General features: G+C 53.5%; 26 protein-coding genes. 4 read left to right on the top strand and 22 right to left on the bottom strand.

Going from position 1 to position 24,779, the window contains the following annotated elements; all coding sequences use genetic code 11:
• Positions 1-2 precede the first annotated feature (2 nt).
• Complete coding sequence (locus tag CSE6_RS24920; protein ID WP_059441767.1) at positions 3-2,972, bottom strand: Tn3 family transposase; 2,970 nt, start codon at positions 2,970-2,972, stop codon at positions 3-5.
• A 2-nt stretch (positions 2,973-2,974) separates the two neighbouring features.
• A complete protein-coding gene (locus CSE6_RS24915; protein ID WP_003055107.1) occupies positions 2,975-3,535 on the bottom strand; it encodes a recombinase family protein in 561 nt (186 codons plus the stop codon).
• 412 nt (positions 3,536-3,947) lie between these two features.
• Here CSE6_RS24915 and CSE6_RS24910 point away from each other — a divergent pair, with 412 nt between their 5' ends.
• From CSE6_RS24910 to CSE6_RS24900, 3 genes are read left to right on the top strand one after another with little or no spacing between them, the layout of a single operon-like run.
• Positions 3,948-5,426, top strand: coding sequence for a SulP family inorganic anion transporter (locus CSE6_RS24910; protein ID WP_011518938.1), 1,479 nt, complete (start codon positions 3,948-3,950; stop codon positions 5,424-5,426).
• Positions 5,427-5,440: 14 nt separating this feature from the next.
• The gene (locus CSE6_RS24905) at positions 5,441-6,304 is read left to right on the top strand and encodes a universal stress protein (RefSeq protein WP_011518937.1); all 864 of its coding nucleotides are present in this window, start codon (positions 5,441-5,443) and stop codon (positions 6,302-6,304) included.
• Positions 6,305-6,320: 16 nt separating this feature from the next.
• Positions 6,321-6,656 (top strand): molecular chaperone DnaK, encoded by a 336-nt coding sequence (locus tag CSE6_RS24900; RefSeq protein ID WP_011518936.1) that lies wholly within the window; start codon positions 6,321-6,323, stop codon positions 6,654-6,656.
• Between the two features lie 135 nt (positions 6,657-6,791).
• Here CSE6_RS24900 and CSE6_RS24895 read toward each other — a convergent pair whose 3' ends face one another.
• The 8 genes from CSE6_RS24895 to CSE6_RS24860 form a co-directional block, all read right to left on the bottom strand.
• Positions 6,792-7,823 (bottom strand): tyrosine-type recombinase/integrase, encoded by a 1,032-nt coding sequence (locus tag CSE6_RS24895; RefSeq protein WP_202967612.1) that lies wholly within the window; start codon positions 7,821-7,823, stop codon positions 6,792-6,794.
• A 243-nt stretch (positions 7,824-8,066) separates the two neighbouring features.
• Positions 8,067-8,801 (bottom strand): hypothetical protein, encoded by a 735-nt coding sequence (locus CSE6_RS24890; RefSeq protein ID WP_034367742.1) that lies wholly within the window; start codon positions 8,799-8,801, stop codon positions 8,067-8,069.
• Between the two features lie 18 nt (positions 8,802-8,819).
• A complete protein-coding gene (locus CSE6_RS24885; RefSeq protein WP_034367740.1) occupies positions 8,820-9,143 on the bottom strand; it encodes an H-NS family nucleoid-associated regulatory protein in 324 nt (107 codons plus the stop codon).
• A 136-nt stretch (positions 9,144-9,279) separates the two neighbouring features.
• Positions 9,280-10,977 (bottom strand): toprim domain-containing protein, encoded by a 1,698-nt coding sequence (locus tag CSE6_RS24880; protein WP_083994821.1) that lies wholly within the window; start codon positions 10,975-10,977, stop codon positions 9,280-9,282.
• Positions 10,978-11,107: 130 nt separating this feature from the next.
• A complete protein-coding gene (locus CSE6_RS24875) occupies positions 11,108-11,614 on the bottom strand; it encodes a hypothetical protein (protein ID WP_059441766.1) in 507 nt (168 codons plus the stop codon).
• A gap of 66 nt (positions 11,615-11,680) precedes the next feature.
• On the bottom strand, positions 11,681-12,568 hold the full coding sequence (locus CSE6_RS24870; RefSeq protein ID WP_046462413.1) for a restriction endonuclease subunit M: 888 nt from the start codon (positions 12,566-12,568) through the stop codon (positions 11,681-11,683).
• 166 nt (positions 12,569-12,734) lie between these two features.
• Positions 12,735-12,992, bottom strand: a complete 258-nt coding sequence (locus CSE6_RS24865) for a hypothetical protein (RefSeq protein ID WP_046462420.1) — start codon at positions 12,990-12,992, stop codon at positions 12,735-12,737.
• A gap of 135 nt (positions 12,993-13,127) precedes the next feature.
• Positions 13,128-13,466, bottom strand: a complete 339-nt coding sequence (locus CSE6_RS24860; protein WP_034367891.1) for an H-NS family nucleoid-associated regulatory protein — start codon at positions 13,464-13,466, stop codon at positions 13,128-13,130.
• Between the two features lie 119 nt (positions 13,467-13,585).
• Between CSE6_RS24860 and CSE6_RS24855 the strand changes: the two genes are divergently transcribed.
• Positions 13,586-13,771: a hypothetical protein gene (locus tag CSE6_RS24855; protein WP_131367695.1), complete on the top strand. Its 186-nt coding sequence runs from the start codon at positions 13,586-13,588 to the stop codon at positions 13,769-13,771.
• Here CSE6_RS24855 and CSE6_RS24850 read toward each other — a convergent pair.
• From CSE6_RS24850 to CSE6_RS24795, 12 genes are all read right to left on the bottom strand, one after another.
• The gene (locus CSE6_RS24850; protein ID WP_034367731.1) at positions 13,766-14,056 is read right to left on the bottom strand and encodes a hypothetical protein; all 291 of its coding nucleotides are present in this window, start codon (positions 14,054-14,056) and stop codon (positions 13,766-13,768) included. The genes CSE6_RS24855 and CSE6_RS24850 overlap by 6 nt on opposite strands.
• A gap of 486 nt (positions 14,057-14,542) precedes the next feature.
• Positions 14,543-14,848 (bottom strand): hypothetical protein, encoded by a 306-nt coding sequence (locus tag CSE6_RS24845; RefSeq protein WP_131367694.1) that lies wholly within the window; start codon positions 14,846-14,848, stop codon positions 14,543-14,545.
• 59 nt (positions 14,849-14,907) lie between these two features.
• Positions 14,908-16,755 carry a DUF4942 domain-containing protein gene (locus CSE6_RS26645; RefSeq protein WP_059441765.1) on the bottom strand — a complete coding sequence of 616 codons (1,848 nt, stop codon included), beginning with the start codon at positions 16,753-16,755 and terminating at the stop codon, positions 14,908-14,910.
• A gap of 60 nt (positions 16,756-16,815) precedes the next feature.
• Entirely contained in the window at positions 16,816-17,166 is a 351-nt protein-coding gene (locus CSE6_RS24835) for a hypothetical protein (protein ID WP_034389840.1), read from the bottom strand.
• A gap of 112 nt (positions 17,167-17,278) precedes the next feature.
• Positions 17,279-17,518: a hypothetical protein gene (locus tag CSE6_RS24830; RefSeq protein ID WP_034389842.1), complete on the bottom strand. Its 240-nt coding sequence runs from the start codon at positions 17,516-17,518 to the stop codon at positions 17,279-17,281.
• Positions 17,519-17,641: 123 nt separating this feature from the next.
• Positions 17,642-19,447, bottom strand: coding sequence for a VWA domain-containing protein (locus CSE6_RS24825; protein ID WP_059441764.1), 1,806 nt, complete (start codon positions 19,445-19,447; stop codon positions 17,642-17,644).
• Between the two features lie 84 nt (positions 19,448-19,531).
• Complete coding sequence (locus CSE6_RS24820; protein ID WP_131667227.1) at positions 19,532-20,896, bottom strand: DUF3150 domain-containing protein; 1,365 nt, start codon at positions 20,894-20,896, stop codon at positions 19,532-19,534.
• A gap of 176 nt (positions 20,897-21,072) precedes the next feature.
• On the bottom strand, positions 21,073-22,083 hold the full coding sequence (locus tag CSE6_RS24815; RefSeq protein ID WP_046462829.1) for a YqaJ viral recombinase family protein: 1,011 nt from the start codon (positions 22,081-22,083) through the stop codon (positions 21,073-21,075).
• Positions 22,084-22,157: 74 nt separating this feature from the next.
• On the bottom strand, positions 22,158-23,189 hold the full coding sequence (bet, locus tag CSE6_RS24810; RefSeq protein ID WP_046462830.1) for a phage recombination protein Bet: 1,032 nt from the start codon (positions 23,187-23,189) through the stop codon (positions 22,158-22,160).
• A gap of 82 nt (positions 23,190-23,271) precedes the next feature.
• Positions 23,272-23,904: a single-stranded DNA-binding protein gene (gene ssb, locus CSE6_RS24805; RefSeq protein ID WP_083994820.1), complete on the bottom strand. Its 633-nt coding sequence runs from the start codon at positions 23,902-23,904 to the stop codon at positions 23,272-23,274.
• A 67-nt stretch (positions 23,905-23,971) separates the two neighbouring features.
• Positions 23,972-24,502 carry a hypothetical protein gene (locus tag CSE6_RS24800; protein ID WP_046462832.1) on the bottom strand — a complete coding sequence of 177 codons (531 nt, stop codon included), beginning with the start codon at positions 24,500-24,502 and terminating at the stop codon, positions 23,972-23,974.
• Between the two features lie 7 nt (positions 24,503-24,509).
• Positions 24,510-24,779: CbbQ/NirQ/NorQ C-terminal domain-containing protein (locus CSE6_RS24795; protein WP_059441761.1), on the bottom strand; the 270-nt coding region annotated here is incomplete at its 5' end.

Genomic DNA, 24,779 nt, shown 5'->3' with positions numbered 1-24,779 from the left:
CGCTAAGCCGGTTGCAACGGTCGTAGCGGCCTGAACTTGCCCGCGCCGATCTTGGCGCTGCTGCGCCAGAGGTAATCGCCGGTCAGGTTGATGTGTTCCCAGCCGAGCGGCGACAGGTATTGCAATAGCGCGTCATCGACAGCATGCCCGTTGCCACGCAACGCATGTGCTGCGCGCTCCAGATAGACCGTGTTCCACAACACGACGGCCGCCGTCACCAGGTTGAGGCCGCTGGCCCGGTAGCGCTGCTGCTCGAAGCTGCGGTCGCGGATTTCGCCCAGACGGTTGAAGAATACGGCGCGGGCCAGCGCGTTGCGCGCTTCGCCCTTGTTCAGTCCAGCGTGGACGCGGCGGCGCAGCTCCACGCTTTGCAACCAGTCCAGGATGAACAGCGTGCGTTCGATGCGCCCCAGCTCGCGCAGGGCGATGGCTAAGCCGTTCTGGCGCGGATAGCTGCCGAGTTTCCGAAGCATCAGCGAGGCTGTCACCGTGCCCTGCTTGATCGAGGTCGCCAGCCGCAGAATTTCATCCCAGTGGGCACGAATAGCCTTGATGTTCAGCCTGTCGCTGCTAATCATCGGTTTGAGCGCGTCATAGGCGGTATCCCCCTTGGGGATGAACAGCTTGGTGTCGCCCAGGTCACGGATGCGCGGCGCAAAGCGGAAGCCCAGGAGATGCATCAGGGCAAAGACGTGATCGGTGAAGCCTGCCGTGTCGGTGTAGTGTTCCTCGATGCGCAGGTCGGACTCGTGGTACAGCAGGCCGTCAAGTACATAGGTCGAGTCGCGCACGCCGACATTGACCACCTTGGTGTGGAACGGCGCGTACTGGTCGGATATATGGGTGTAGAAGGTTCGCCCAGGGCTGCTGCCATATTTCGGGTTGATGTGACCGGTACTCTCGGCCTTGCTCCCGGTTCGGAAGTTCTGGCCGTCCGACGATGACGTGGTGCCGTCGCCCCAGTGTTCGGCGAAGGGATGCCGGAATTGGGCGTTCACCAACTCGGCCAGCGCTGTCGAATAGGTTTCGTCGCGGGTATGCCAGGCTTGTAGCCAGGCGAGCTTGGCGTAGGTCGTGCCGGGGCAGGACTCGGCCATCTTGGTCAGGCCCAGGTTGATCGCGTCGGCCAGGATGGTGGTCAACAGCAGATTTTTGTCCTTGGCCAGATCGCCCGATTTCAGGTGCGTGAAGTGGCGGGTGAAGCCCGTCCACTCATCGACTTCGAGCAGCAGTTCGGTGATCTTGACGTGTGGCAGGATCATGGCTGTCTGGTCGATCAGCGCCTGCGCGGTGTCGGGTACCGCCGCATCCAGCGGCGTGATCTTCAGGCCCGACTCGGTGATGATCGCATTCGGCAGGTCGTTGGCCGCTGCCATGCGGTTGACCGTGGCAAGCTGCGCTTCAAGCAGCGTCAGGCGGTCGTGCAGGTACTGGTCGCCGTCAGTGGCCACGGCCAGCGGCAATGCGCTGGACTGCTTGAGGCTGGCGAACTTCGCGGGCGGCACCAGGTAGTCCTCGAAGTCCTTGAACTGGCGCGATCCCTGCACCCAGATGTCGCCCGAGCGCAGCGAGTTCTTCAGCTCGGACAGCGCGCACAGCTCGTAGTAGCGCCGGTCGATACCCGCGTCAGTCATCACCAGCTTCTGCCAGCGCGGCTTGATGAAGTCGGTCGGGGCATCGGCAGGCACTTTGCGGGCGTTGTCGGTGTTCATGCCACGCAGTACCTCGATGGCATCGAGCACGTTCTTGGCGGCGGGTGCGGCCCGCAGCTTGAGCACGGCAAGGAATTCCGGCGCGTAGCGGCGCAAGGTGGCGTAACTTTCGCCGATGCGGTGCAGGAAATCGAAGTCATCGGGCTGAGCGAGCTTCTGCGCCTCGGTGACGCTTTCGGCGAAGGCATCCCAGGACATGACGGCCTCGATGGCGGCGAACGGATCGCGGCCAGCTTGCTTGGCCTCGATCAGCGCCTGGCCGATGCGCCCGAACAGCCGCACCTTGGCGTTGATCGCCTTGCCGGATGCCTGAAACTGCTGCTGATGCTTGTTCTTGGCGGCGTTGAACAGCTTGCCCAGGATGCGGTCGTGCAAGTCGATGATTTCGTCGGTGACCGTGGCCATGCCCTCGATGGCCAGCGCCACGAGGGTGGCGTAGCGCCGTTGCGGCTCGAACTTGGCTAAGTCGGCGGGCGTCATCTGGCCACCCTCACGGGCGATCTTGAGCAGGCGGTTCTGGTGCACCGACCGCTCGATACCGGAAGGCAGATCGAGCGCCTGCCACGCCTTGAGGCGTTCGATGTGTTCCAGCATGTGCCGCGAGTTCGGTTTAACCGGCGACTGGCGCAGCCAGGCCAGCCAGGTCGTCTTGCCGTTGTCCCGGCGCCTGAGCAGATCGTCGAGGCGGCGGCGATGCGTGTCCGACAGTGGTTCGGCCAAGGCATCATAGATGCGCCGGTTGGCGCGAGTGATGGCCTCGGCGCTAGCGCGCTCGATGGCGTTGAGCGCGGGCAGGATGATCGACTGTCGCCGCAGATGCTCAACCAAGGTGCTAGCCAGCACGATGCCTTTGTCGGTTTGCATGGCCAGGTCGGTCAGCGTGTGCACGGCCTGCCGGTAGTGGCTCATGGTGAACGGCTGGAAGCCAAACACCGTTTGCAGCTCGACCAGGTGCTCGCGCCGGGTCTGCTCCCGCTGCCCGTAGTCGTCCCAGCTTTCGACGCCGACCTTGAGCTGGTCGGCGACCAGTTTCAGTAGGGGCAAAGACGGCGCCTGATCGACACCAAGGAAGATTCCGGGAAAGCGCAGGTAGCAGAGCTGCACGGCAAAGCCCAAGCGATTCGCAGGCCCGCGCCGCTGGCGGATGATGGAGAGATCGGTATCGCTGAACGTGTAATGTCGAATTAGGTCGTCCTTGGTGTCCGGCAACGCCAACAGGCTTTCCCGCTCGGCGGCGGACAGTATGGAACGACGAGGCATATTTATTGATCCAATTTCAAGTATTGATACAGGGTCTCCCGGCTGACACCAAATTCACGGGCCAGCTTCGCTTTTTGCTCGCCCGCCGTGACGCGCCGTTTCAGTTCAGCAATCTGTTCACCGCTCAGAGACTTCTTTCGGCCTCGGTAGGCTCCGCGTTGCTTAGCGAGCGCGATGCCTTCGCGCTGCCGCTCACGGATCAAGGCCCGCTCGAATTCGGCGAATGCCCCCATGACCGACAGCATCAGGTTCGCCATCGGTGAATCCTCGCCGGTGAAGGTCAGGCTTTCCTTGACGAACTCGATGCGCACGCCGCGCTTGGTCAGCTTTTGTACGAGGCGGCGCAAGTCATCGAGGTTGCGCGCCAAGCGATCCATGCTGTGAACCACCACGGTGTCGCCTTCGCGCACGAAGGCCAGCAGCGAATCAAGCTCGGGCCGCTGGGTGTCCTTGCCCGACGCCTTGTCGGTGAACACCCTGCCGACTTCGACATGCTCCAGTTGCCGCTCCGGGTTCTGGTCGAAGCTGCTGACCCGGACGTAGCCGATGCGTTGACCCTGCAAGATACCTCCAAATACGAAAGTGTCAGGAAGAAATCTATGACCTTTCGCCGCAGGTGTCAAGAAACACAAAAGTTAACTCTATTCTGACGTTGCTGGGTGGCTTCTCCTGACATCAGGATAGGGTATAGCTCAGACTGACATTATTATTGTTGCGCCGCCGCAAAGAAGGTAAAATGCCTTTTCCCAAAGAATCAGCAAGCCAACTATCGGAGTTCCTACCCGTGTAAGCCTCTTTCTCGCTGCGAGCCAGCTTCAATACACACCACGCTCGCACGAGGCTGCACGTCCGATTCACTGCGTCTTGCTGGCCCTGGATTACTCGGGGTTCGTTCTCTATTCCGCTGGCCGGGAAGACGCGCTTGCGTTCGCCCCAACTGCCACCACTGGCTGGCAACCACAACGGAATAGAAGAATGATGAAATCCTTACGCCAGGACTGGCTTTCCAATGTCCGAAACGACTTACTAGCGGGCATCGTCGTCGCGCTAGCGCTCATCCCCGAGGCAATCGCCTTCTCGATCATTGCGGGCGTTGATCCGAAGGTCGGTCTTTACGCCTCATTCAGCATTGCCGCGATCATTGCCTTTGCCGGTGGTCGCCCTGGCATGGTGTCTGCGGCCACAGGTGCAATGGCGCTGCTGATGGTGACCTTGGTCAAAGACCACGGCCTGCAATATCTGCTGGCTGCCACCGTGTTGACCGGCGTACTGCAAATTCTCGCGGGGTGGCTCAAGCTGGGCGCATTGATGCGCTTTGTCTCTCGCTCGGTCATCACCGGCTTCGTCAATGCGCTGGCCATCCTGATCTTCATGGCGCAGTTGCCCGAGCTGACCAATGTGACGTGGCACGTTTATGCCATGACGGCGGCAGGTCTCGGCATCATCTACGGCTTTCCCTACATCACCAAGGCCGTGCCGTCGCCGCTGGTTGCCATCGTCGTGTTGACCGGAGTGGCGATCTTCCTCGGCCTCGACATTCGCACTGTGGGCGACATGGGCAAACTGCCTGACAGTCTGCCGGTGTTCCTGCTGCCTGATGTGCCGCTGAACCTCGAAACGCTCAAGATCATCTTCCCTGTCTCGGCCACCTTGGCGGTCGTCGGCTTGCTGGAATCCATGATGACGGCTTCCATCGTCGATGACCTGACCGACTCCAACAGCAACAAGAACCGCGAATGCGTGGGTCAAGGTGTGGCAAACATTGCTACCGGCTTCCTCGGCGGCATGGCAGGTTGCGCCATGATTGGCCAGTCGGTCATCAACGTAAAATCCGGCGGTCGTGGCCGACTCTCCACGCTGGCCGCTGGCGTGTTTCTGCTGCTGATGGTGGTGTTTATCGGTGACTGGGTGGCCCGCATTCCGATGGCCGCACTGGTCGCGGTGATGATCATGGTGTCTATCGGCACCTTCAACTGGGCCTCGATCCGCAATCTGCGCGAGCACCCAAAAAGTTCCAGCATGGTGATGCTGGCCACCGTGGTAGTGACGGTTGGCACCCACGACTTGGCCAAGGGCGTGCTAATCGGAGTGCTGCTGTCGGGCTTCTTCTTCGCCCACAAGGTGGGCCAGATTCTGCGCGTCACCTCTCGCACCGAGGACGAAGGCCGCGTGCGCACCTACACCATTACCGGCCAAGTGTTCTTTGCCTCGGCGGATCGCTTCATCAATACCTTCGACTACAAGGAAGTCATCGAGAAAGTGCGCATTGACGTAAGTCGCGCCCACTTCTGGGACATCACCGCTGTTAGCGCCTTAGACAAGGTGGTCATCAAGTTCCGCCGTGAAGCCACCGAGGTCGAAGTCATCGGCTTGAACGAGGCCAGCGCCACAATGGTGGACAAGTTCGCCGTGCATGACAAAGACGGTGCCGAAGACATGCTGATGGGCCACTGAGAGGAAACAGGATCATGAAGAACGAAAACAAAGTGCTGGCCTGCGTGGATCAATCCCACTTCGCCGATTACGTGGCCGACTACGCCGCATGGGCCGCTCGCCGAATGGACGCGCCGCTGGAGTTTCTGCACGTCATCGACCGCCACCCCGAGCAGGGATCGGGCGAAGATCACAGCGGTGCCATCGGCATTGACGCCCAGGAAAATCTGCTGACCAAGCTCACCGCCGAAGACGAGGCCCGCACCAAGAATGCTCGCGAGCAAGGCCGCATCTTCCTGAACCGACTGCGCGAACGGGCCACCGCTGCCGGTGCCGCGCTGGTCGATGTTCGCCAGCGGCACGGCGAACTTGAAGCAACGCTGGCCGAACAGGAAGACGGCGTGCGCCTGCTGATACTCGGACGCCGTGGCGAAGCCGCAGAAGCCACACAGCGCGACTTGGGCCGCAATGTGGAGCGGGTGGTACGTTCGCTGCACAAACCGATCCTGACCGTGACCGAAGGCTTCAAAGAGCCGCAGCGCGTGATGATCGCCTTCGACGGCGGTGTCGTGACCCGGCGTGGCGTCGAAATGGTCGCTGGCAGCCCGCTGTTCCGAGGTTTGCCTATCATCCTGCTGATGTCGGGGAAGAAAAGCCAGGATGCACCCAAGCAGCTTGATTGGGCCAAGACCACCTTGGAATCGGCTGGCTTCGACGTCACCGCCTCACTGATCCCCGGCGATGCGGAAAGCATCATCGCCAAGACGGTCAAGGAGCAGTCCATCGACATGCTCATCATGGGCGCATTCGGTCACTCGCCGCTGCGCACTTTGATGTTCGGCAGCAAGACCGCTGACCTGCTGCGTTCCTCGACCATCCCCACGCTTCTACTGCGATAGCGAAGGAGTCGCCTCAATGGACATGGAACAGTTCCGCGCTCGACTGCTGATCGAGCAAAGGGAAACCGTTGAGGCAATCCAGCAGGCTCAACAGTCCGCCGCGCCGGTCGAGCTGGATCAATCCTGTGTCGGTAGGGTGTCGCGTATCGACGCCCTCCAACAACAGGCTCTTGCCCAAGGATTGCGGGAGCGGCTGACCATTCGCAAGCGCAAGGTCGAAGCTGCGCTGGCCCGCCTCGACTCTGGCACCTATGGGCTGTGCTGCGCCTGTCACAGTGATTTGGAGCCGGAACTGTTGAACGCCGATCCTGCTGTTGTGTTCTGCCAGGAATGCGCGACAGCGCGTCAATGACAAAGCCGTATTGATGCCCAACGGCGGAGCCGTTTTGCCTTAACGTGCTTTATTTTCCGTTTTCTGAGGCGACCCCAGCTAGTAAATGCGCAACAAAAAAGCACCCCGGAGGGTGCTAAGAAATTTGGAGCTGCTTCAAAGGTAATCGATGACTTCACTGGCCTTGCGTCTGCGCTCATCAGATCTTTTGTCGTAACGCTGTGTCGTTGTAATGCTGGCGTGGCCTAGGTTGTCTTTGACAGTGATGATGTCGATCCCTTTTTCAAAAAGAGTCGTTGCATAGGTTCTTCGAAGGTCATGGGGTGCGACATTCTCAATCCCGGCCTGCAAACTGCGCTCATGCAAGATGTGATAGACGGATTGACTCGACATCCTTTCGGAAGTCATGGCACCGTGGCGACGAATACGGGTGAACATCGGGCCGTCTTGAATGTCAGCAGCATCCAACCAGGCAGTGAGGCGGGTCCAAGCTCCTGCTGGGATAAAGGCGATTCGTTCCTTATTTCCCTTGCCAATGACTTTGAGAATTCGATCCTTCCTCACGAGGCTGGCCACATCGAGGTTGACGATCTCCGCTCTACGTAATCCGCAACCCGCTAAGATGGCCAGCATCGCGCCGTCACGAAGGCCAAGCTTTTTTTCATCTTCATCGCAGGCTTGCAACAAAAGCCGAACTTCCTCAGGCCGAAGTGCACGCCCCTTAGGAAGCCGTGAGCCACTGTCACCCTTGACTTCTTTGATTTGCTGGTAGTCCTCAACATTGAGCTGGTGAAGGAACCAGGCTTCCTTGCACACGCCTTTGATGCCTGCCAGATAGGTGTTTACAGTTGCTGGAGCCTTGCCTTTCCTTTGATCAATGTCACTACCGTTTTCGTCAGGCTTGCTGCTGAGCAACGACACTATGGCTAGAACGTGGTGGCGTCGCAGGCTACCCCATGGACAGGAGTGCAGATCAGAAAAGCCAATGATTCTGGCCACGTTGTTGAGAAAGGATTGCATCGTGACCTTGCTCTGGTCCGATTTGAGGGAAAGCAAGTATCTGACCGCAGCGTTCTGTCCTACATCCGGGCGTCCAGGCAAGGCTAAAAATTCATTTTGAAGAGAATCCTCACGAAGGCCGCCAGGAGGCTCTATAGCGAATTTTTTCATTTTTACATCCGACTGCATTGGGTGCTCCATGATGTGCGCTTGTAGGGCTTTCTGACAAGCCCATTTTTTTTGATCACTTCTACTTTTCAAAAGATCTATTTTAATAAGTAGAGCTATGTTTGAAAAGCTCACTGTTATCGTGAGCTATCGGCCATGCGATTTGATCATGAGCGCACATTCATTCTGTCGCGCCATCACAGAATGCATCAAGTCTGTGCGCTTGGTACAGAGTAAGACTTAGATTGTGGGAGCGCAATAGATTCATACGTTGCTGGCGCGCTTGAACAGTGTGGCCAGGATCTTCATTCCAGTCTTGGCATCCGTGATGACCACATATCTATGGACAGATGAATCGTGCCCCCAGATTTCAACCTCATTGTCAGGTCCATACTTTCTGCGCTTATGCTCGATAACGCGGGGATCGAGTGGGATCTTGTGAAGATCTTCATGCTGCATCCTGTTGATGAGGGAAGCCCATGGGTTCTTCATATCAGCTGCTGAGTGATACTGAACATATCGATCAACGGCATGTTCGGTGATGACCAATTCACCAATCCTGGGTGTCTGAACAATCTCCTGAATACGATACTCTTTGGGATTTATCGTGATCTTTGTGAGTTTAGCGCCATCATCGTGATTGATTGGTGACTCAGATTTGATATTAATTTTGGCACCAGCGAAACGCCCTCCTTCCTGCATGAATGCTGCAAACTTGAGCAGATGCTTCTTATCGGATCTATTGAGGGAGAGCTTCTTTATGGCACCTTTGGATACATTGAGTTCAAATGCTTTTCCGCTATCAGGAATGCGGTCAAAGACAGCTTGATTGAATACCAGATGACGAATAGCTACTAACTCAGCGGCCAACTCGATGTCCTCAATCGGGTGCGTAAACTCTACAGTTAGTACACCGAAGTTACTTATACCTACTCGCCACAAAACAAAAACAGAGCGTTCATCGCTCTGTTTTTGGGAGTAAGTAGTCAAGCGCATCATGGCGACTACCCTTTTGCTTTAGGCTTTATCGTTCGAACTTTTGTCGATCAGCAGATCATCGAGATTGCCGCCTGCAGCGATATGTTCTTTCACCCAGCTAGGCTGCATGCCGCGACCTGTCCAGGTTTTTCCATCCTTGGCATATTTATCCGCGACCTTCCCGCGAGGCTTTCCTGCCGAAGATCCACGAGACTTTGACTGGAGATCTTCGATGGTGATGCCGTAGTCTTCCATCTTGGCTTTGATGTCAGAAATCACGCCCTGCACTTCCTTCAGGCGCATTTCTTCTGCTTGGCGAGAGAGTTCTTCAGCTTGAGCCAGGAGTTCTTTGTACGTTGCCATAAGTATTACCCTTCAGGTTGTGAATTACAGGGCAGAATACTAACTCAAAAAATGATACTGTCAAAGTTAAATTCAAGTAAAGTTGCTCAGAACCAAAAAAAAGCCTTCAACCCCTGTGAGGGCTGAAGGCTTTCTATTAGATAGTGGCGAAAGATCTAGCTATAAAGCTCTTCAAGTTCGCAACCCTAGGGAACCCTAAGATACCTTGCGAGAGCAAGACATCATTCCAGTCAACCCCTTTAGCTTTCGCTGGTATTGGCATCGATGGCATAAGTATGTGAACGTTCAGCCCGTGTGCTTTCGCACGCTGGTACAACACGTTTGCAGCAATTTCGCCACGAACAGACTTATCCTTGTCAGCCCATATCAGCAAGGTATGAACAGACTCAGGAATCTCAAAAGTTTCCATGAGCTGAGCATTGACGGACGACCAAGTAGGTATCTTTGTCGCTCGATATGCAGAAAGTGCCGTCTCCAGTCCTTCAGCTATACCCAGTACTCCCCCGCAAGAAGGATCACCGAGTCTTACTGCAGATCCGTTGACATCCATATCGTCAGGGATGCTCATCATCTTCTTCACCTTCTCTACCTTATGACGCTGGCCAGCTGAATCCTTATAGGACACTGCGAGCTTTTTGCCATCCTTATTCAGGTAGGTTCGATGGAGAGTAACAATTTCCCCCTCTGCATTGCGGATAGCACAAACAATCGCTGGAAAAGATCCCAACAGAGTATTCTTGTTATCCACTTCTTCATAGTAGTCCAGGGCAGGATGAAAGCGCATGTCGGCCGCAGCACCTTTGGCCAGCTCATTGAAGAGCACGCCACGGGACTGCAGGTAGAGACGCATGGGTTCAGCGGTCGCAGATGGGAACGCCACACACTGATTCCAGACCTTCTCTATCTTCTCGCTCGCATAAGCCTTCCCTGCCGCTTTCGCGGCCAGCACGTTTGCTGCACGCTGCTGCGCTTCTTGCAACCAACCAGGCGCGGCCAGAGCCTTGTTGATGGGCACGACCTTCTGATGGGCTGCAATTGGCTCAGCACTGACTTCATCCGCAGTTTCTACGGCTTGTTTCGCAGAGGTTACGGCCACAGGTGAACCGTTGCTAACCTGAACATGCTTCACAACGCTGCTTGAAGCCTGGGTGCTTTTCAGACGAGTTTCCCCGATACGAATCACTTCCCAAGTATTGCGATGAGTCTTGATCTCCTCTTCCGTAATCACACCGTCCTTGTCTTTTTTCTCGACAACAATAGTGACGGGGACGCGCCCCAGATTACTCAAAGTGATACTGTCACCGTAAGTGGCTCCGCTCTCTGCCAGGGCACGCTCAATGTCCACACCCCAAAGGGTACGTTCAAGATTGTTCCTGTAACGCAGAATTGCGTAGAAGCTCAGCTCATTTTCATCCTTGAACTGATACCGCTCTTTACCGAAGGCAATCAAAATTCCATCATAGAACTTTGCTTTCTTTGGGTCATGAGCGACCACTAATTCAAGTCGCTTTGTTTGAGTTGGTTTTGCAGTTGGAAGCCCCAATGCTTGACCCACTTCATCAATAGTTTCGGAAAATGACCAGTTGCGTAACCACATCAGAACTTCAAATCCATTCGATAAGAAACGGATACTTGGATCATTGTGGAATGCAGCTCCAGTCACGTCAGCATCAGGCATTAGGCGGAATCCATCAGTGCCCCCTTTTATTGGGCAGGGAACATGACGGCCAACTCGCTGAATTGCGTGGCGCAGCTCAGGAGCTAGGTTTGCGAAAATAGCCAGCCAATTTTCATCAGCAGCCTTTTTGACAACTTCTTTATCGTAGTTAGCCATTGTTAGTCCTTAGAAAATTAACTGGAATTGAGGCTTCATTAAAGCCCTGTATAGGGATTTAATGAAACCCCCACACCAGTGGAACCAAGGAGTAGTCCCGCAAGGGACTTATCCCTGGCAGGGTTTTGATTTAGTTCAGGTAGCCAAGCTTACGCATGACAACTTGAACTCCTTCACGGATGCGGTCAGGGGACAGCATTTCTTCACGGCAGAGTACGAGGAACGAAAACGGATGTATTTCGTCTGACATTAGCCATTCGTAGTTCTCTTGCCTGGTTTCAGGGCTTGTCCGCCCATCACCTAGCAATCGAATATTTTCATCAAAAAACGCTGTGCGCAATTTATCGATGTCATCATCAGACCATACGAATTTCTCCGTACTGTCTAAGTTCTCTTCATCGACTTCATCGTGCTCTGAGGTTTCTTGAACATAAGCCCCTGTCTCTGGTGCGCAGATATCGAAATCAAGCGACAAGCTACTTATGAGGCTTTCAATATTCTTGTTGCAGGTCTTCAAGGACAAATATGATTTGCCATGTTCACTGTATGAATATTGCTGAGAAGTCATCGTTTGATCCAGAAAATCAAACGACATTTGCCCCAGTTCCGGTTTGTGGATTGAGGGAATCATTGCCATGGCCACACTCCAAAAATGAAGGCCATGCCCCCGTTAGGAGGCATAGCCCCCTTAGGGTAGAAAAATTCACAAGGCTAGCTTGTAAACACCAGTTTCCAGACGTTCGAAGTATTTTGCGTCTTGCAATACCTGTCGGACTTTCGCCCTCCAATGTACGTTCTCTCTGAACTGTGCAAATGGCTCAATAGCTTCGTAAATCTGGTTTAAATCCATAGAGGGTTTCCCTTGCAGGACTCTACGAACAGCTGCTTTCCATGTAGTGGCAATCATATTGACTGCTTTTCGATGGAAATTTGATAGCAGGATCAACGAGTGACTTGCATCACGACGAAAAACTAAAAGCTTTTCGTGCGCAATACGAACAATGTTGCCTGAATATTGTCGTGAATCACTAATACAGTTGTGCTGCACTTTGATGATTTCATCGACCAGTTTGCCTGGAGCGATACGCTCCACAAGACTTGAGAGATTGTAGTAATCCCCGTTTCTGCGGAGATTGCCCATCAATATCCCATAGTGTCCTTTTACTTCGCAGGCATCATGAATGTTCATGACAGCAAGCTCTAACGACTCAACAAATTCATTTAGCTTCATGCGGCTCATGTCCCATTTGTGTGGTTCATTGCCCCATTGACTTCCTGAATACTGAATCATGTCCCAGTAAGCTGGGTGCCACCAGATCAGATTCGCTTTCTCTCCCAAGAAGGAAGAGAAGTCATCAGTCAGCAAATTAAAGCCCTGATGAAGGTCTGTGCCCTTGAAGCGCACTCCAAGTGAAGCGGCTACATCGGCGCTCGTTCCGCCTCCAATGCTTGGATCTGCAACGAGGCCATTCTGATCTTTTAGATAGGACTCGATAAAGTCCTTTATGACGTACCCTGAGCAGTTGCCACGGTACTTGTTGTCACCATAGTTTCCCCGGTTTGGGTAGGAACAAATCGAGTTTGAAAACATGCGTGCCTTAATCAATTGAGGGCACGCCACCCATGGGAGTGCATGCACCCCAAGGGTTGATAAAATGCTGTTTGTTTAAGGAAGCCAGCTACTTCACTTTTCGTTCCAAGAAGGAACAAAACCACATTACTAATACCAATGCGGGCATTGGTAATGGGTCTTAGGTCTAGTGGGCCAATTCCGGTTCTTGAACTGGAGTGACGTTCGATTTGACGATCAAGGTTTCGCGTTTCGCCGTTTTGGGATGCTTACGATGCCTAAAATGATGGCCGTTGCTGTCACTTCCCATGTAGTGCCAGCAATCACCAGTTTCTTGGTTCTCGCAAACATGATCGCCAGAATTCAATTCTGCCTCGGATAACCCTCCCCACATCGCTTGCCATTGCTCCGTGTTGCGTTCAATGAAGAACGGGACTTCCTTCATCAGTTCTCTCCTGTCTTTGCTGTATCGCGTAAGTGCATTGTCTGCATAGACAGGAAAAGGCATCACCATGAAGCTGCCCTATTTGGGCAGACCTAAAAAATAGATCAAGCTATTACTGAGTAGCCTTCAGGCAGGCTACTGGACTGGAAACGGGTTGCGTTCATCCCTTGGGGCATTGAAGTCGTAGGTTGGTCGTCTATCGATTTCGAATAGGCTGCGGTCCTTGCCATCTATCCATCTTGGAGGCTTGCCGCGACCGCTCCAAGACTGGCCAGTGTCTGGGTCGTAGTACCTGGCCACGGGTTCCTTCTTAGCTGGCTGCGGGAGTGGGAACACTTGATGCACTGTGAAGCCGAAAGACTGGACCAGCTCTCTTACCTGGATAAGAGCGTCAGTCTCTTCCGAGGCGCGAGCTTGTGCAATTTGCTTGTCTAGCTGGGCAAGCTCAGCTTTCAGTTGACTGTAGGATTTCATGAGAGTGTATGTATGCCCGAGATGGTGATCGACGTGCACTGTGAGCGCAGGCTCTTCATGCATGGGCAAGTCGGTTCAGAAATAAGAAAGGCCACTCCCAAGAGAGTGGCCAGTCTTTTTTGCTGCGTAACGTCAACTACGCTTTATTTTTTACCTTCACGCTTCTCTTCATCGATCTGACGCTGAGCGCCGATCGATCCAACAATCAGGAACACTCCAATGCAGAGCATGCTGATGGCGAGGGGACTGAAGAGGTGATTCATGGTGTGACCTTTCGTAGATGGGTTGTCAGCTACGGCTTATGAAGCCATTTTCTCACGAGTTTTGAGAACTGTCACTGCACCCTCAAGCATCACTGCAAAGGCGATGATGTCACCGATGGCAGTCGCAGTGTCTCCAGCTGCGAAAGAGTCAACAACGGCTTGGGCTACTTCGATGGCGTAGTAAGGAACCACGACACCGGTTACAAGGAAAGTCAGACGAAGCGAAGACGCAATGGCCTTCACCGTCATCGTTACCAGTTGGAAAGTTCCTGCAAGCAGGATGAAGATGTATGGCAGCAGAAGCAGTGCCACATTGATTTTTAGCATAGGCGAATCTCCGTAGAAATTGCCAAGGCGCACCCGCTAGGGTGGCTAAACCCTGGCGGATTGTTGAAAGACACTCATTGATCGAGCATCAAGTTGTCGTCGCAACTCGCAAGACTGAAGCGTCATGGACGCTATAGTTTTTGAGTTGAGATCGGACCTGGTACAAGTCAGCTCGACCGTGAAGCAAGTTCACGAGGCTGACATATGTTGCCGGGATGCGATGGGAGATCGCATTCAGCGTTAAGTGGTGTCTCGGTCATGCCGAGCACTAGAGATGCTGTTTATTTATGGAGGCCAGTTACCTCACACATTGCCCACGAGGGACAAAAAAAGCGCAGATGCAAAGCTTGGCTTGCTGCCTTGCATCTGTGCTCTTCTTCGGGAGTCTAGTGGTGATCGCTGTTCAACGACGTGGCTCAAGTTGCCCTCTTTGGGCGCTGTGACGAAATTTCACCAGAGCGCTTGTGAGCGCCTGGTGTAATTTCTTTAGTTCACTGACAGAGCTTCGGCTGCAGCAGCCTTCTGTCGCCATGGGTAGAGACATAGCGTGTAGTTCTCGCCATCGTCGCTTTTCAGCTCGACGGTATTCCCTGCTATGCGTGCTTTCGAGATGGTTTCCTCTTCAAAGAAGAGCCAGCCGTGGGGTTCGTCAGAGACATCGATTCGCAAGTGCCGCGAGAGGCTGCGATTGTTCTTGATGCCCGTACCGATCCCCTTGGTGATTGCCATCTGTCCGTTCAAGCGCACGATACGTGCATTTTTGATCATTCGGTAGAGTCGTTCGATTTGCATGTTGTCCTCGTATACGGGGCCAACATCCCCAAGGGGGTGTTAGCCCCTGATGGGTTGATTTATGCCGCCAATAGATCCAGCTGCTCGGCCTGCCCCATTGCTGGTGCGGGCAAAGCTGCGACGGTCTGTACCTCAGCGGGTGCTTGGAGGATCGGGCCACACTCCATCCCTGCCTGCGCAAGAACATCATCAATGGCTTTTTCCATCCGTTCCGCAACGTTTTCCGAGTCGCGCCCTGATGTCAGTGCGTAGACCGGATTGCGTTCGTAGTAGCTATGGCTTTTGCCTCTGCTAAAAGCTTTGAGATAATCATCAGAATATTTCTCAGCTTGTTCATATTGCTTCTTGAAATGCTCATTTGCATCGCCCATGTCCTGGGGGAGCCATTGGCGTATGCGGCCAACGAAGCGATTCAAGCGATCAACAACCTCATCACTCTTGGGGAAAAAGTGCAGCGTGCCGCTTCCCTTGTAGTAACGATATTCAAAGAACTCTGACGTAAATCGTTCAGAGGTATTGACATTATTTTTTCTAAATGATTGACGAAGACCGAAGTAATCACCGGAAATCCCATTTAGATAGCCAAAAACCTTGTCAATATCACCTAAGAATTGTTCGCATTCATATTGCAGTGCCCCACTACTCCACGTATTGAAACGCGGAATAATGAAGCGCTTCTTACGAATACGCATTCCTACTTTGTGCTTCTGGTTAGACTTCCACGACTTGTAAAACACAACGTTGTCAGAGCTGCGTTCAATAATCGTATCAAACAATCCCAGAACCATATCGGTGTAGATAGATCCCATCGACTGAATCATTCCAGCGAGGAACCCGTGAACATTCGATATCGAAAACTCAAGTGCGTATATTGTCTCAGCATCCGCTTCGAGCTTACGTCTTGCGTGGTTCGACAATTTGTCAGTTAAAAGTGTTGATCTGATAATCTGCGCCCAAGCTTTCCGCTTGAGATCTTCATACCTCTTCGAAAATAGCTCCATAGCTTTTTTTCGAATATCAATCGGATCAGGTCTGAAGTCAGACCCTACCCCCTTTGACTGCATTTCGTCTAGCGTCACTCCCAATTTATCTGATGCGTGCTCGAAGATGGCTTCAAACTCAGATGATTGTCGCGCTGCTTCGATAGCCGCGCTAAAGTGATAGTAGGTGTTCTCGATGAAGTTAGCTGGAAGAGCGAGAGTTTTGCAGATATGAGGGTCAAATTCATGACGACTCAAGTTATCTCCCACTTTTAGCCTCTTCAGAATATTGTCCACATCAGCAAATGCTTCCGGGACTTTATTCAAATAGACAATAGCCACCTCAACATCGGTTTTACGTTCCACATCATCAACGAATTGATCTTGATGGAATGACACTCTGCCATGCTTCTCGATCAGCTCCACCAAGCGTTTACGCTCGCGCGTGTATGGATTCTTGATGGTCTGAGCATTGATGCACGCACTGATCTCAGCGTCGTAAACCAAATCCCAAGCATGAAGAACATGTTCCGCACCCTGGTTAAAGGGTGGGTTCATGATCACTTGTGTGACGGAGGCCAGAGACTGAACTTCTAAGAAGTCATGTCCTAGAACCGTTACACCCAGCTCGCGCAAGCTCGCATGGTGCTTGATATCGATTTCGACAGCCGATTTCTTTCGGGACGAAGATTTGTATTTGTCGCGCTGGTCATAGGACCAACGACGACGATCAAAGCGCTCTTCCAGGCTTGGATCGAACCAAGGAACTTCAGTGCCTTCCGGCAGTTCCTCGAACCCGTTCTCAGCGTGTCGAAACAACGCACCCTTACCTGCACTGGGATCACACACATGGACGATGGGCCGTTGGAATTGATGCCACAGCAAAGCCGTTGTGTATGCGCCTGTTGGGTAGTACTGAAAATCCATGATCTGCCTCTTGATTGAGAGACAGTCGCCCCATCTGGGGCGAGCTGCCCCAATGGGTGATTAGCTGACGATGAGGTCCATCTGCAGCTGTTGAAATGCAGCCACCTGAGATCCAGGTGTTGCAGCAATGGGCTTAACTTGAATGCTTCGGGTTTGAGCCGTCAGCACATGCTTCCTGCGCACCTTGGCCAAGCCCTTGGTAAGGGTCTGACTGATGGGCTGCAGGAGCTTCTTGCCCTCTTCCTTGAGCCAACGTGCGTCCCCGCCCACAGAATGAGGGAGGCGCATATCAAGCTTCTTTTTGACGTACACGGTGGCATTCCCGTGGACTGACCATCCATCTTTATCGTTCCAGTAGCCCGCTCCGGTAAGAGCGTTCTCGTTGGCCGAGTAAATGACGAAAGTGCTCATGGCTGCTCCAAAACGTGCTGGAGCAGCGCCCTACCGGGTGTGCCCCGGCTGGGTTGATGGAAGACAAAACCCCACACCCTTCAGGGCGTGAGGTCAGTCACATGGCTGCGATTCAGTAAACAGTTCCCGCGATGAGTTCTGCGCCTGGGTAGGCGTCGAGAGCTTCAGCACGAGCTGCTTTCAGATCCGTGGCCATGGTGTAGTGGAAAGTGAGATCGCTCTCACCCTTTTGAAGCAGAGAAACGCAGTACGACTCCTTGACTTCAAAAGCACTAGCCAGCTCGCAACCCCAATCTGCTTCAGCAATAGCTTGAGCGTTGTTGTCTAGAGCGATAGTGATGACGTTTTGCATGTGGGAACTCCGAAATTTTGCGGAGCGCCCCCCTACCGGGGGTGCGACCCCGCTAGGGTTGAAATTGCTGGGTTTCCCCAGCGGCTGAAATGCACTCTTTCGAGCACATAAGGTTGGCCACCTTCAGTCCACGGTAGTCAGCGACTTTTCCATGAGCTTGAAGAGTGTTTTCTGCAAGTCTTCGACCGCATCAATGCAAATGCTCCTTGAGAACAAAGTTGCCGGTGCGTTCGTTTGAATGCCGATACCAATGACATCGATTCCGCTACGTTCGCAGAGGTCGATCACTTCCTTTGTGGCTTGAGAGCTGTTCGGCTCGCCATCCGTAAGGACGATCAACATCTTGCGGTCTTCGCGTGTTTTGCTCAGTTCGTAGGCCGCATACCAAATGGCTTCAGCCATCGGTGTGCCACCAGAGGGTTTCACTGGAAACCTGCCTGTATTGGCCTGAACTGATTGCCCATGCTTCACAGCACAGACAACAGGAGACTCCGAAGAGTTTGAGAAAAAGGTCACTGCAGGATTCACATGGGCAATCGCATCGAGCGCGAGCGCCAATGCAATGCATGCTTCATCTGTGACATCGGCCAGCGAACGCGAGCTGTCGGACCTGGTAGGACGGGTCATGGACCCGCTTTTATCGCCAAGTATGTGGACCGCTGTATTCGGCTTTCGCTTTTCCTGCGGTTTTGCAAACACTCGCGTATCACCCGCGACTACGCGATGCAGTCGATTGATATCCAGGCGTTTGCCACTGCGGGTCGATTGCTTCGCACAATGCAGACTGGCTTGCACCAGGCCGAACAGTTGATTGCGAATTTTCGATGTTGCAGGCCGGACCCGGTTCATCAGCTCAAGGCCTTTGGCCTTGTCATCTGATGCATCAGTTCCCTTGCGAATGGTCTGGTAGGAGGGGATTCCCTCTTCCCGTGCCACTTGTGACAGCTCCTGCTTCAGAGAATTGCGTGCGCGATCCCCATCCACATCCCCAGCGCCAGCTGAGAGAGCTTGCGTAAGTGCATCCAACTTTTCCTTTGCAGTGCGCGAGGCAATACCAGAATCGTTTTCAGCTCCCTGATCGGCACCAGCCATGGATCGTTGACCTTGACCTTCACCTGAATCATCACCCTCATTGGATTGGCCTGGGCCTTTCCCCTGTTGGGAGTCTTCTTGTGTCGAGTCTTGCTGGCCATCAGCTTCATCGGAGTCATCGCCTTCGCCGGAGGATTGTTCGTTCGGAACATTCTGAGGCTGTTGGTTTTGATCCTGATTCTGCTGATCCTGCTGTTGCTGCTCTTCTTCCTTTTCCTTCTCTTCCTCGATCATGGAAATGACCTGATCTGCCAGGTAGCAGATATCGGAAGTCGATTCAGCATCCACCACCTTGCGGAGAATGGTGCTTAATCGAGTGATAACGCCTTGTGGGAATGTGCGCTCCAGAACGGGCTGCGCAGTTGCCAGATAAGACGCCATCACAGGTTGACCTACGGCCCTCGCTTGCAGCCAATAGAGGCAGTAACCCACCAGGATCTGAGCTGGATGCTCATCATCTCTAAGATGGGAGTAGTGACCGACCCTTGCCATGTAGTTCGCAACCTCGTTGAGCGTCGTGGCAGTACCTGGGTACAAGTCCATCATCGCCCGCTCGATGCGGCAATCTTCGAAAGCGTTGGTCAGTTCGGCATGCAGACCTGCGCGTCGCGGTGCACTGAAATCAGTGAACCGCACATGCGCGGCTTCATGCGCCATGTAGCCCCACACAACATCCATGTATGGATAATCGTGAGGAACGTTCGGGATAACAATCGTTTTCCCATCCGTATAGGCCACGTCTTGGCCTATACGGACTTTCACACCAAACTTGTCTCCATAAGCAGTTGCCACGATGGGCAATGCGGTATAGATAGTATTTCGGTTCTGTTTGGCCATGGGTCTTCCCTCAAGAGGTATGGGGAACCCAGCCCCAAGGGGCTAGGATTCCCCTTGGGTTAAAAATGATGCGCTTAGGACTGCTTAGAAAAAGCCGTCTTCGTCGTCATCACCAATGGTGGCAAGCTGGAAAGAGGCATCGTTGTTGCTGTTTCCAGCTTCAACTTCTGCTTGCTCCTCCTCAACTCCCACTACAACTGCCTGCTGGCCCTCAGTCTGTGCTTGCGTAACAGAATCAGTAGGGACAAAAGTGGCTTCAACGTCGATAACCACCGAGCCTTGTGCAGGCTCGCTGGCTTCTGACACAGTACCTGCAGGCGCTTCAAGCACTTCTACATCGACACGATGAACCACCTCTGCAGCCTGGGGCTGAATCGATGTCTCTGTGCGTGCGTGCGTGCCAAAGAAGCGGTCGAGGTCGGCAATAAACGCATCAGCTGGATTGCTGGACGCTTGTGCCGGTGCTGGTGCGCTGTCCACGGATGTGAACAGATCACCCTCTGCAGATTGCGGTTGCATCTCGGCAGTTGAAGAGTCGGAGGCGTAGCTTTGATTCTGGGAGGCTGAGGCCTCCAGAGTCGCCGCTTCTGCCTTGACTGAAATCGCTCCGTTGAGATATTGCTCAATTCGCGCCTTGCTGCTCAGGATGAGCATTGTGGCGGTCAGCTGATGGAAAAACGGACCTGTGACATCGCGGCCAACAGCATACGTTTTGTACCCATTCAACGTTTCATTGAGAAGATCGACAAGCGGTTTGATTTTTGAGTTAAGGAACGACAGCCCATCGAGCTTGTCTCGCAGGTTCTGCAAAGTCTGCTTGGTGCCAATGCCGCATTTGTCACGGCCCAGCAAGCGGTCTTCATAGAACTTATCTGCTTCCTCTATCAGTTCGTTGATGAGGTCATCGCCCAGGCCATGAACTTTTTCTTCAAGGCGAGTGCTCAGCTCTGCATCATCAGTAGGCGCGATCTTGAAGATCTGGAAATCGAACCCGAGGCGCTTTTCCACAACGGATTGTGGAAGCGCGCCTGAGCGGATTGCCGTCTCATATTGAGGATTTTCCTTGCACCAGCTATCTATCGCAGCGTTGTAGTTTGCGATGAAAGTGGTGCGCAGTGCATCGAACTCAGTTTGCACTTCGCCCATTTTCTTGCACACCTCATCCATCTTGGTCAATGGAATTGCTACGCCGTCCATGAACTTCATGCCGATGCGCAGCAATGTGCGTCGAGTCTCTGCTTTGACCCGATGAAAGCCTTTCAGCTGTGCGGGATCGCAGATCTTCTTAGTACCCAGTTGGGCAATTTTTTCAGGTGGGATCTCTCCCCCTGCTCCAAGCTTCAGATCGTCAGCGGTCAGGCGAACCTGCCCGCTCCAAATGTCAAAGTCTGCATGTACAACACACAGCTGAGTCAGATGGTTGATCTTGGTGGAATTGGTTTGTGTCATGGTGCTCTCCGAAAAGAGGTGCACCACTCCCCCAAGGGTGTGACACACCCCAAGGGTTGATAAAAAGCTGTTTGTTTTAGGAAGCCAGCTACTTCACACTTTCGCTCCCAGAGGGAACAAAATCTGCTTTTCAGAAGGGGACTCGCTTGCGCGAATCCCCTGCCAAAAAGACTTCCCTAAATGTAAAAGGATTCAACGTCCAATGATAGGTCCTTGACAGGATCTGTGACCCCTTTGTCAACGATCAGGCGTGGTGCCATATCGTTTGTCAAAGTAACCCGGCATCGCTCGGTTGACTTTCGCCGGTAAGAGTCAATCTCCTGTTGAGTCACGCCTGCAGACTTGTCGGCTAGCAGCTTCTCGTAGTCAATTTTCCCTACCTGCACATAGCGCGTCACCATGACACCGCAATAGTCTGCGTGCATGTAATCGCCCATCATGCCCTGCATCGCAGCGCGTGAGGCCGACTGGCGCTCCTTCATCACCTCTAGGCGTTCTTCCAATTCCGAGATCTGTCCCTGCAGCAAGCGGAACTCCTCGGCTTGATACAACCAGTTGGCCATCTCTTCACCCTGGGGGATGTAGAGGTCGCGCGCTGGGTCCTTTTGCGGCTCTCGTCTCTTAACGACCTTATCCCAGAAGATTGGGGCAACGCCCTCTATCTGAGAGATCAGTGCCTGGTCCCGAGGGATGCAGAACACTTCAACTTGGCCATCAAAATAGAAAACCAGCCACCCTCTCTTGGCCCCTGTAACAAGGATCTGATGCTGCACCTGAGGGTAGTAAAACTTGAAAGCCTTACTGTTCTGACGCAACGTTGTGACCTCGATCCAGGTAGCCTCTGATGGGCACTTCATTTCCACAGGTTCACTGTCCTTGTTGAGTCCGTCCAAAGACGCCCTCAGCAAGGGGTTGTGCGAAGCCTGGGCACACATGGGCAGCAAGAGATCATCGAAATAGATCTCTGCAGCAGCTCGGGCAGCAGGCTCCATTGCAAGGCCATGCCTCACGAACGGATTACTGCTCAAATCTCGCTCGACCGCATACCCTGTTTTCTCTGCCCACAAGCGCCATTCGGTCTTGTAGGGAGACTGATCGACTAGCACTGCCGCATCGGTTGCTGTAACGCCGCCTTTACGCCAAGCAAGCCACTCTTCAGAGCCTTGAATCAAGTCAATGAATTTCACATGAACTCCATTCTGTTGAAGGAATAGAGAAACCCCGGAGGATTTCTCCCCACGGGGTTGATAAAACCAGCACCTTAGAAGAAGCTGGATTCAGCTTGAGAATCAAGCCCGCCTGGAGGCAGGACAAGATCGTCAAGTGGTGGCATCACACGTTCTGAGCGTTCCGCCTGACCACTGGCTCTGCGTTGCTGCATCGCTTCATAGTCGTGCTCTGGCTTAGGCATGTGCTCCATCTGCTTGTCATTCAGGAAGGTCCTCGCTCTTTCAAGGTTTTCACCTGTAAAGCGTTGCTCGACGTACTGACGAGCGACATTCCATGTTTGATTCGGCAGTGTGCGATTCAGCAGTTGCTGTAGCAATGGCTCCAGCTGCTCATGCGTCAACTGCAGGGGAGCATTCCCTTGCGTGCTGGCCACATCCTCAGCTGAGCTGGCAGTACGTCGATCATCCTGTGTTTTCACCACCTTGACGGAGGCTCCAACCACATTCGAATCAGCATCGATGATGCGTTCTGCCTCATCCTGGTCAAAGATTCCAGTAAAGCCAAGAGCCAGACGCCCGCACTGAATGAAAGCCTTATGGCGCAACATCCGTCTAGCGTGCGTTTGCCATGGGCCATTGATTTGATAGGCACCATGCGCCCCATTCCTTTGAGTTGGAGGGCGATAGCACTCATCCATGAATTCACGGACACGGGAGGGAACGGTCCTATCCTTACGGTGTATGACCACTTCGATCCACTCGTGAACTGGAAAATTCACTCCCGTTACTTCAACCTTTGATTCGGAATAAACCACTTCAAAGCCGTCGTACTGAGGGTGCGCGTTGACAATGTTGCTCCAGCCATCGACGCCAACAACAGGAACGATCCCATTGTTTTTGTCTGGGTAGGCGTAAATCTCCTTCAAGAAGGGATTCAAACCGTACTGCTCAGCCACGATCATCAGAGCCATCATTTGCTCATTGGTAGGCTGCGCATGCCCTTCTCTTTGTCTGAAGGCAACAGCCTTCAAGGTATCGAAGAGCTTGTGTGGATCAACCCCAAAACGCGCGCCGAAGCGGCCCATCAGTGTTGATTCATTTTGCGAGCTTTGCTCTTGGGACATAGTGACCTCGATTCAATTTGGGCGCTATGTCCCCCACCGGGGATACAAGCGCCCCGTTGGGTTACAGAAATGGACCTAGTGTTTAACCACCGGCCATGTAGTGAAGACGAGCGAACGGAATGTCGTCGTCAGTTCTTCCTCCCCCACCGCCTTGTCCGCGTATGGGTTGGGAATTGGCAGCTCTGGTGGACCCACCAGCTTGCGATCCCTGTCCACGGCCTTTAGCTGGTGCCGGAGCACGAGCTGAGGGACGAGACGAAGATTGCGACTGTTGGGCATAACCATTGCTTGCATGAGAAGGCGCACGAGCTGGAGCCGCTGCACGTTGGTGTGCGTGGTTCTGCTGAGCTGGAGCACCCCCGGAACTTTGATTCGGGCTGCCCAGCATTTGCATGCTGTCGCAGTGAATCTCAGTGATAAAGCGCTCAACTCCGTTTTCTTGATCGACCCACTTGCGCGTGCGCAGTGTGCCTTCCAAATAAACCTGTGAGCCTTTGTGCAGGTAGTCGCGCGCTATTTCAGCGAGTCGGCCACGCAGCACAATCGAGTGCCATTCTGTGCGCTCCCTAGCCTCTTGCGAGGCCTGGTCGGTCCAGTGTTCTGTCGTGGCAACGGAAAAGTTCGCAAAAAGCTGGCCGCTGCCATTGTTGCCGTTGCGGCAAACTGGATCTTTGCCCAGGTTGCCGACGATGATTACCTTGTTGACTGATGCCATGATGGCCTCCGAATTGGTGAAGCAGAGGCCATCCCCGCCAGGGGGTTGAAGCCCCCATTGGGTTTGGTTAGAAAAAAGCGTCCTCAGTATCGTCACAGGACAGATCCATGAAGTTGAAGATTGGCACTGCAAGCCCAAGAGCCACAGCATCCAATCTCACAACATCCCATGGTATGTCCCACTCCAACATGAGTGGCTTCAAGTCATCCAATACGTGGAACGCATAGGATGTGCCGGAATCGTCACTCAGGGAGATCAGATCCGTTGCAAGGCCTGTTTTGTTGATCTCGCTCTGAAGGAAGAACAAGGCCAACAAGGGCGCGTGATCCCCATTCGGAAGCAACTCACCAGCTCCGTCTCGGTAGACGAAATTGAACGAGTTGCCCGTTAGGGAATTGCCCGAAAGGGAAAGAGTCAAATCGCCAGCGCGTAAGAGCACGCCAACATTCTGTTCATCTCCAATCGGTGACTCGCAGCCCATTTTCAGAGCTGCATTCTTGAGAGCGCTTCTCACAACCTCGATGAACTTGTCCTCAGAGGCTGTGGTAAACACCTTCATGCTCCAACTGATCTTTGGACCAGGGAAGATTTGAGACATGGCGATCTCAAGGCTGGGTGGCCGGGGTATCGTCTTTCCACTGCTCCCCAAAAATGTCCTTGGCCAAGCGAGTTATCGCAGTGGCATCCTCGGGTGTCGCGCGATTGAGCAGTGCCAAATCGAGCGCATATCCCAGAGGGTTAGGAGCACCCTTGAACTTCGTTGAAAGCTTCGCCCAGCGAACCAGCGTGCGCGTTGAGAACGTAATGGCCAGCTGGCCACCTTGTCCGTCCGATCCCATGAAGAGCTTGCGCACATCATCAGCCAGGCGAACCAT

It is taken from the genome of Comamonas sp. E6 (genome assembly GCF_001010305.1).
In the GTDB taxonomy this organism is placed as follows: Bacteria; Pseudomonadota; Gammaproteobacteria; order Burkholderiales; family Burkholderiaceae_C; genus Comamonas; species Comamonas thiooxydans.
The sequence above is the reverse complement of the archived record's forward strand: the minus strand, read 5'-3'. Positions and strand labels throughout refer to the sequence as shown.

What these genes read in the sequence shown, in the direction of transcription:
- CSE6_RS24920 (WP_059441767.1), bottom strand. Translation starts at nt 2,972, where the DNA reads ATGCCTCGTCGTTCCATACTGTCCGCCGCCGAGCGGGAAAGCCTGTTG.
- CSE6_RS24910 (WP_011518938.1), top strand. Translation starts at nt 3,948, where the DNA reads ATGATGAAATCCTTACGCCAGGACTGGCTTTCCAATGTCCGAAACGAC.
- CSE6_RS24905 (WP_011518937.1), top strand. Translation starts at nt 5,441, where the DNA reads ATGAAGAACGAAAACAAAGTGCTGGCCTGCGTGGATCAATCCCACTTC.
- CSE6_RS24900 (WP_011518936.1), top strand. Translation starts at nt 6,321, where the DNA reads ATGGACATGGAACAGTTCCGCGCTCGACTGCTGATCGAGCAAAGGGAA.
- CSE6_RS24895 (WP_202967612.1), bottom strand. Translation starts at nt 7,823, where the DNA reads ATGCAGTCGGATGTAAAAATGAAAAAATTCGCTATAGAGCCTCCTGGC.
- CSE6_RS24890 (WP_034367742.1), bottom strand. Translation starts at nt 8,801, where the DNA reads ATGATGCGCTTGACTACTTACTCCCAAAAACAGAGCGATGAACGCTCT.
- CSE6_RS24885 (WP_034367740.1), bottom strand. Translation starts at nt 9,143, where the DNA reads ATGGCAACGTACAAAGAACTCCTGGCTCAAGCTGAAGAACTCTCTCGC.
- CSE6_RS24880 (WP_083994821.1), bottom strand. Translation starts at nt 10,977, where the DNA reads ATGGCTAACTACGATAAAGAAGTTGTCAAAAAGGCTGCTGATGAAAAT.
- CSE6_RS24875 (WP_059441766.1), bottom strand. Translation starts at nt 11,614, where the DNA reads ATGGCAATGATTCCCTCAATCCACAAACCGGAACTGGGGCAAATGTCG.
- CSE6_RS24870 (WP_046462413.1), bottom strand. Translation starts at nt 12,568, where the DNA reads ATGTTTTCAAACTCGATTTGTTCCTACCCAAACCGGGGAAACTATGGT.
- CSE6_RS24865 (WP_046462420.1), bottom strand. Translation starts at nt 12,992, where the DNA reads ATGAAGGAAGTCCCGTTCTTCATTGAACGCAACACGGAGCAATGGCAA.
- CSE6_RS24860 (WP_034367891.1), bottom strand. Translation starts at nt 13,466, where the DNA reads ATGAAATCCTACAGTCAACTGAAAGCTGAGCTTGCCCAGCTAGACAAG.
- CSE6_RS24850 (WP_034367731.1), bottom strand. Translation starts at nt 14,056, where the DNA reads ATGCTAAAAATCAATGTGGCACTGCTTCTGCTGCCATACATCTTCATC.
- CSE6_RS24845 (WP_131367694.1), bottom strand. Translation starts at nt 14,848, where the DNA reads ATGCAAATCGAACGACTCTACCGAATGATCAAAAATGCACGTATCGTG.
- CSE6_RS26645 (WP_059441765.1), bottom strand. Translation starts at nt 16,755, where the DNA reads ATGGATTTTCAGTACTACCCAACAGGCGCATACACAACGGCTTTGCTG.
- CSE6_RS24835 (WP_034389840.1), bottom strand. Translation starts at nt 17,166, where the DNA reads ATGAGCACTTTCGTCATTTACTCGGCCAACGAGAACGCTCTTACCGGA.
- CSE6_RS24830 (WP_034389842.1), bottom strand. Translation starts at nt 17,518, where the DNA reads ATGCAAAACGTCATCACTATCGCTCTAGACAACAACGCTCAAGCTATT.
- CSE6_RS24825 (WP_059441764.1), bottom strand. Translation starts at nt 19,447, where the DNA reads ATGGCCAAACAGAACCGAAATACTATCTATACCGCATTGCCCATCGTG.
- CSE6_RS24820 (WP_131667227.1), bottom strand. Translation starts at nt 20,896, where the DNA reads ATGACACAAACCAATTCCACCAAGATCAACCATCTGACTCAGCTGTGT.
- bet (WP_046462830.1), bottom strand. Translation starts at nt 23,189, where the DNA reads ATGTCCCAAGAGCAAAGCTCGCAAAATGAATCAACACTGATGGGCCGC.
- ssb (WP_083994820.1), bottom strand. Translation starts at nt 23,904, where the DNA reads ATGGCATCAGTCAACAAGGTAATCATCGTCGGCAACCTGGGCAAAGAT.
- CSE6_RS24800 (WP_046462832.1), bottom strand. Translation starts at nt 24,502, where the DNA reads ATGTCTCAAATCTTCCCTGGTCCAAAGATCAGTTGGAGCATGAAGGTG.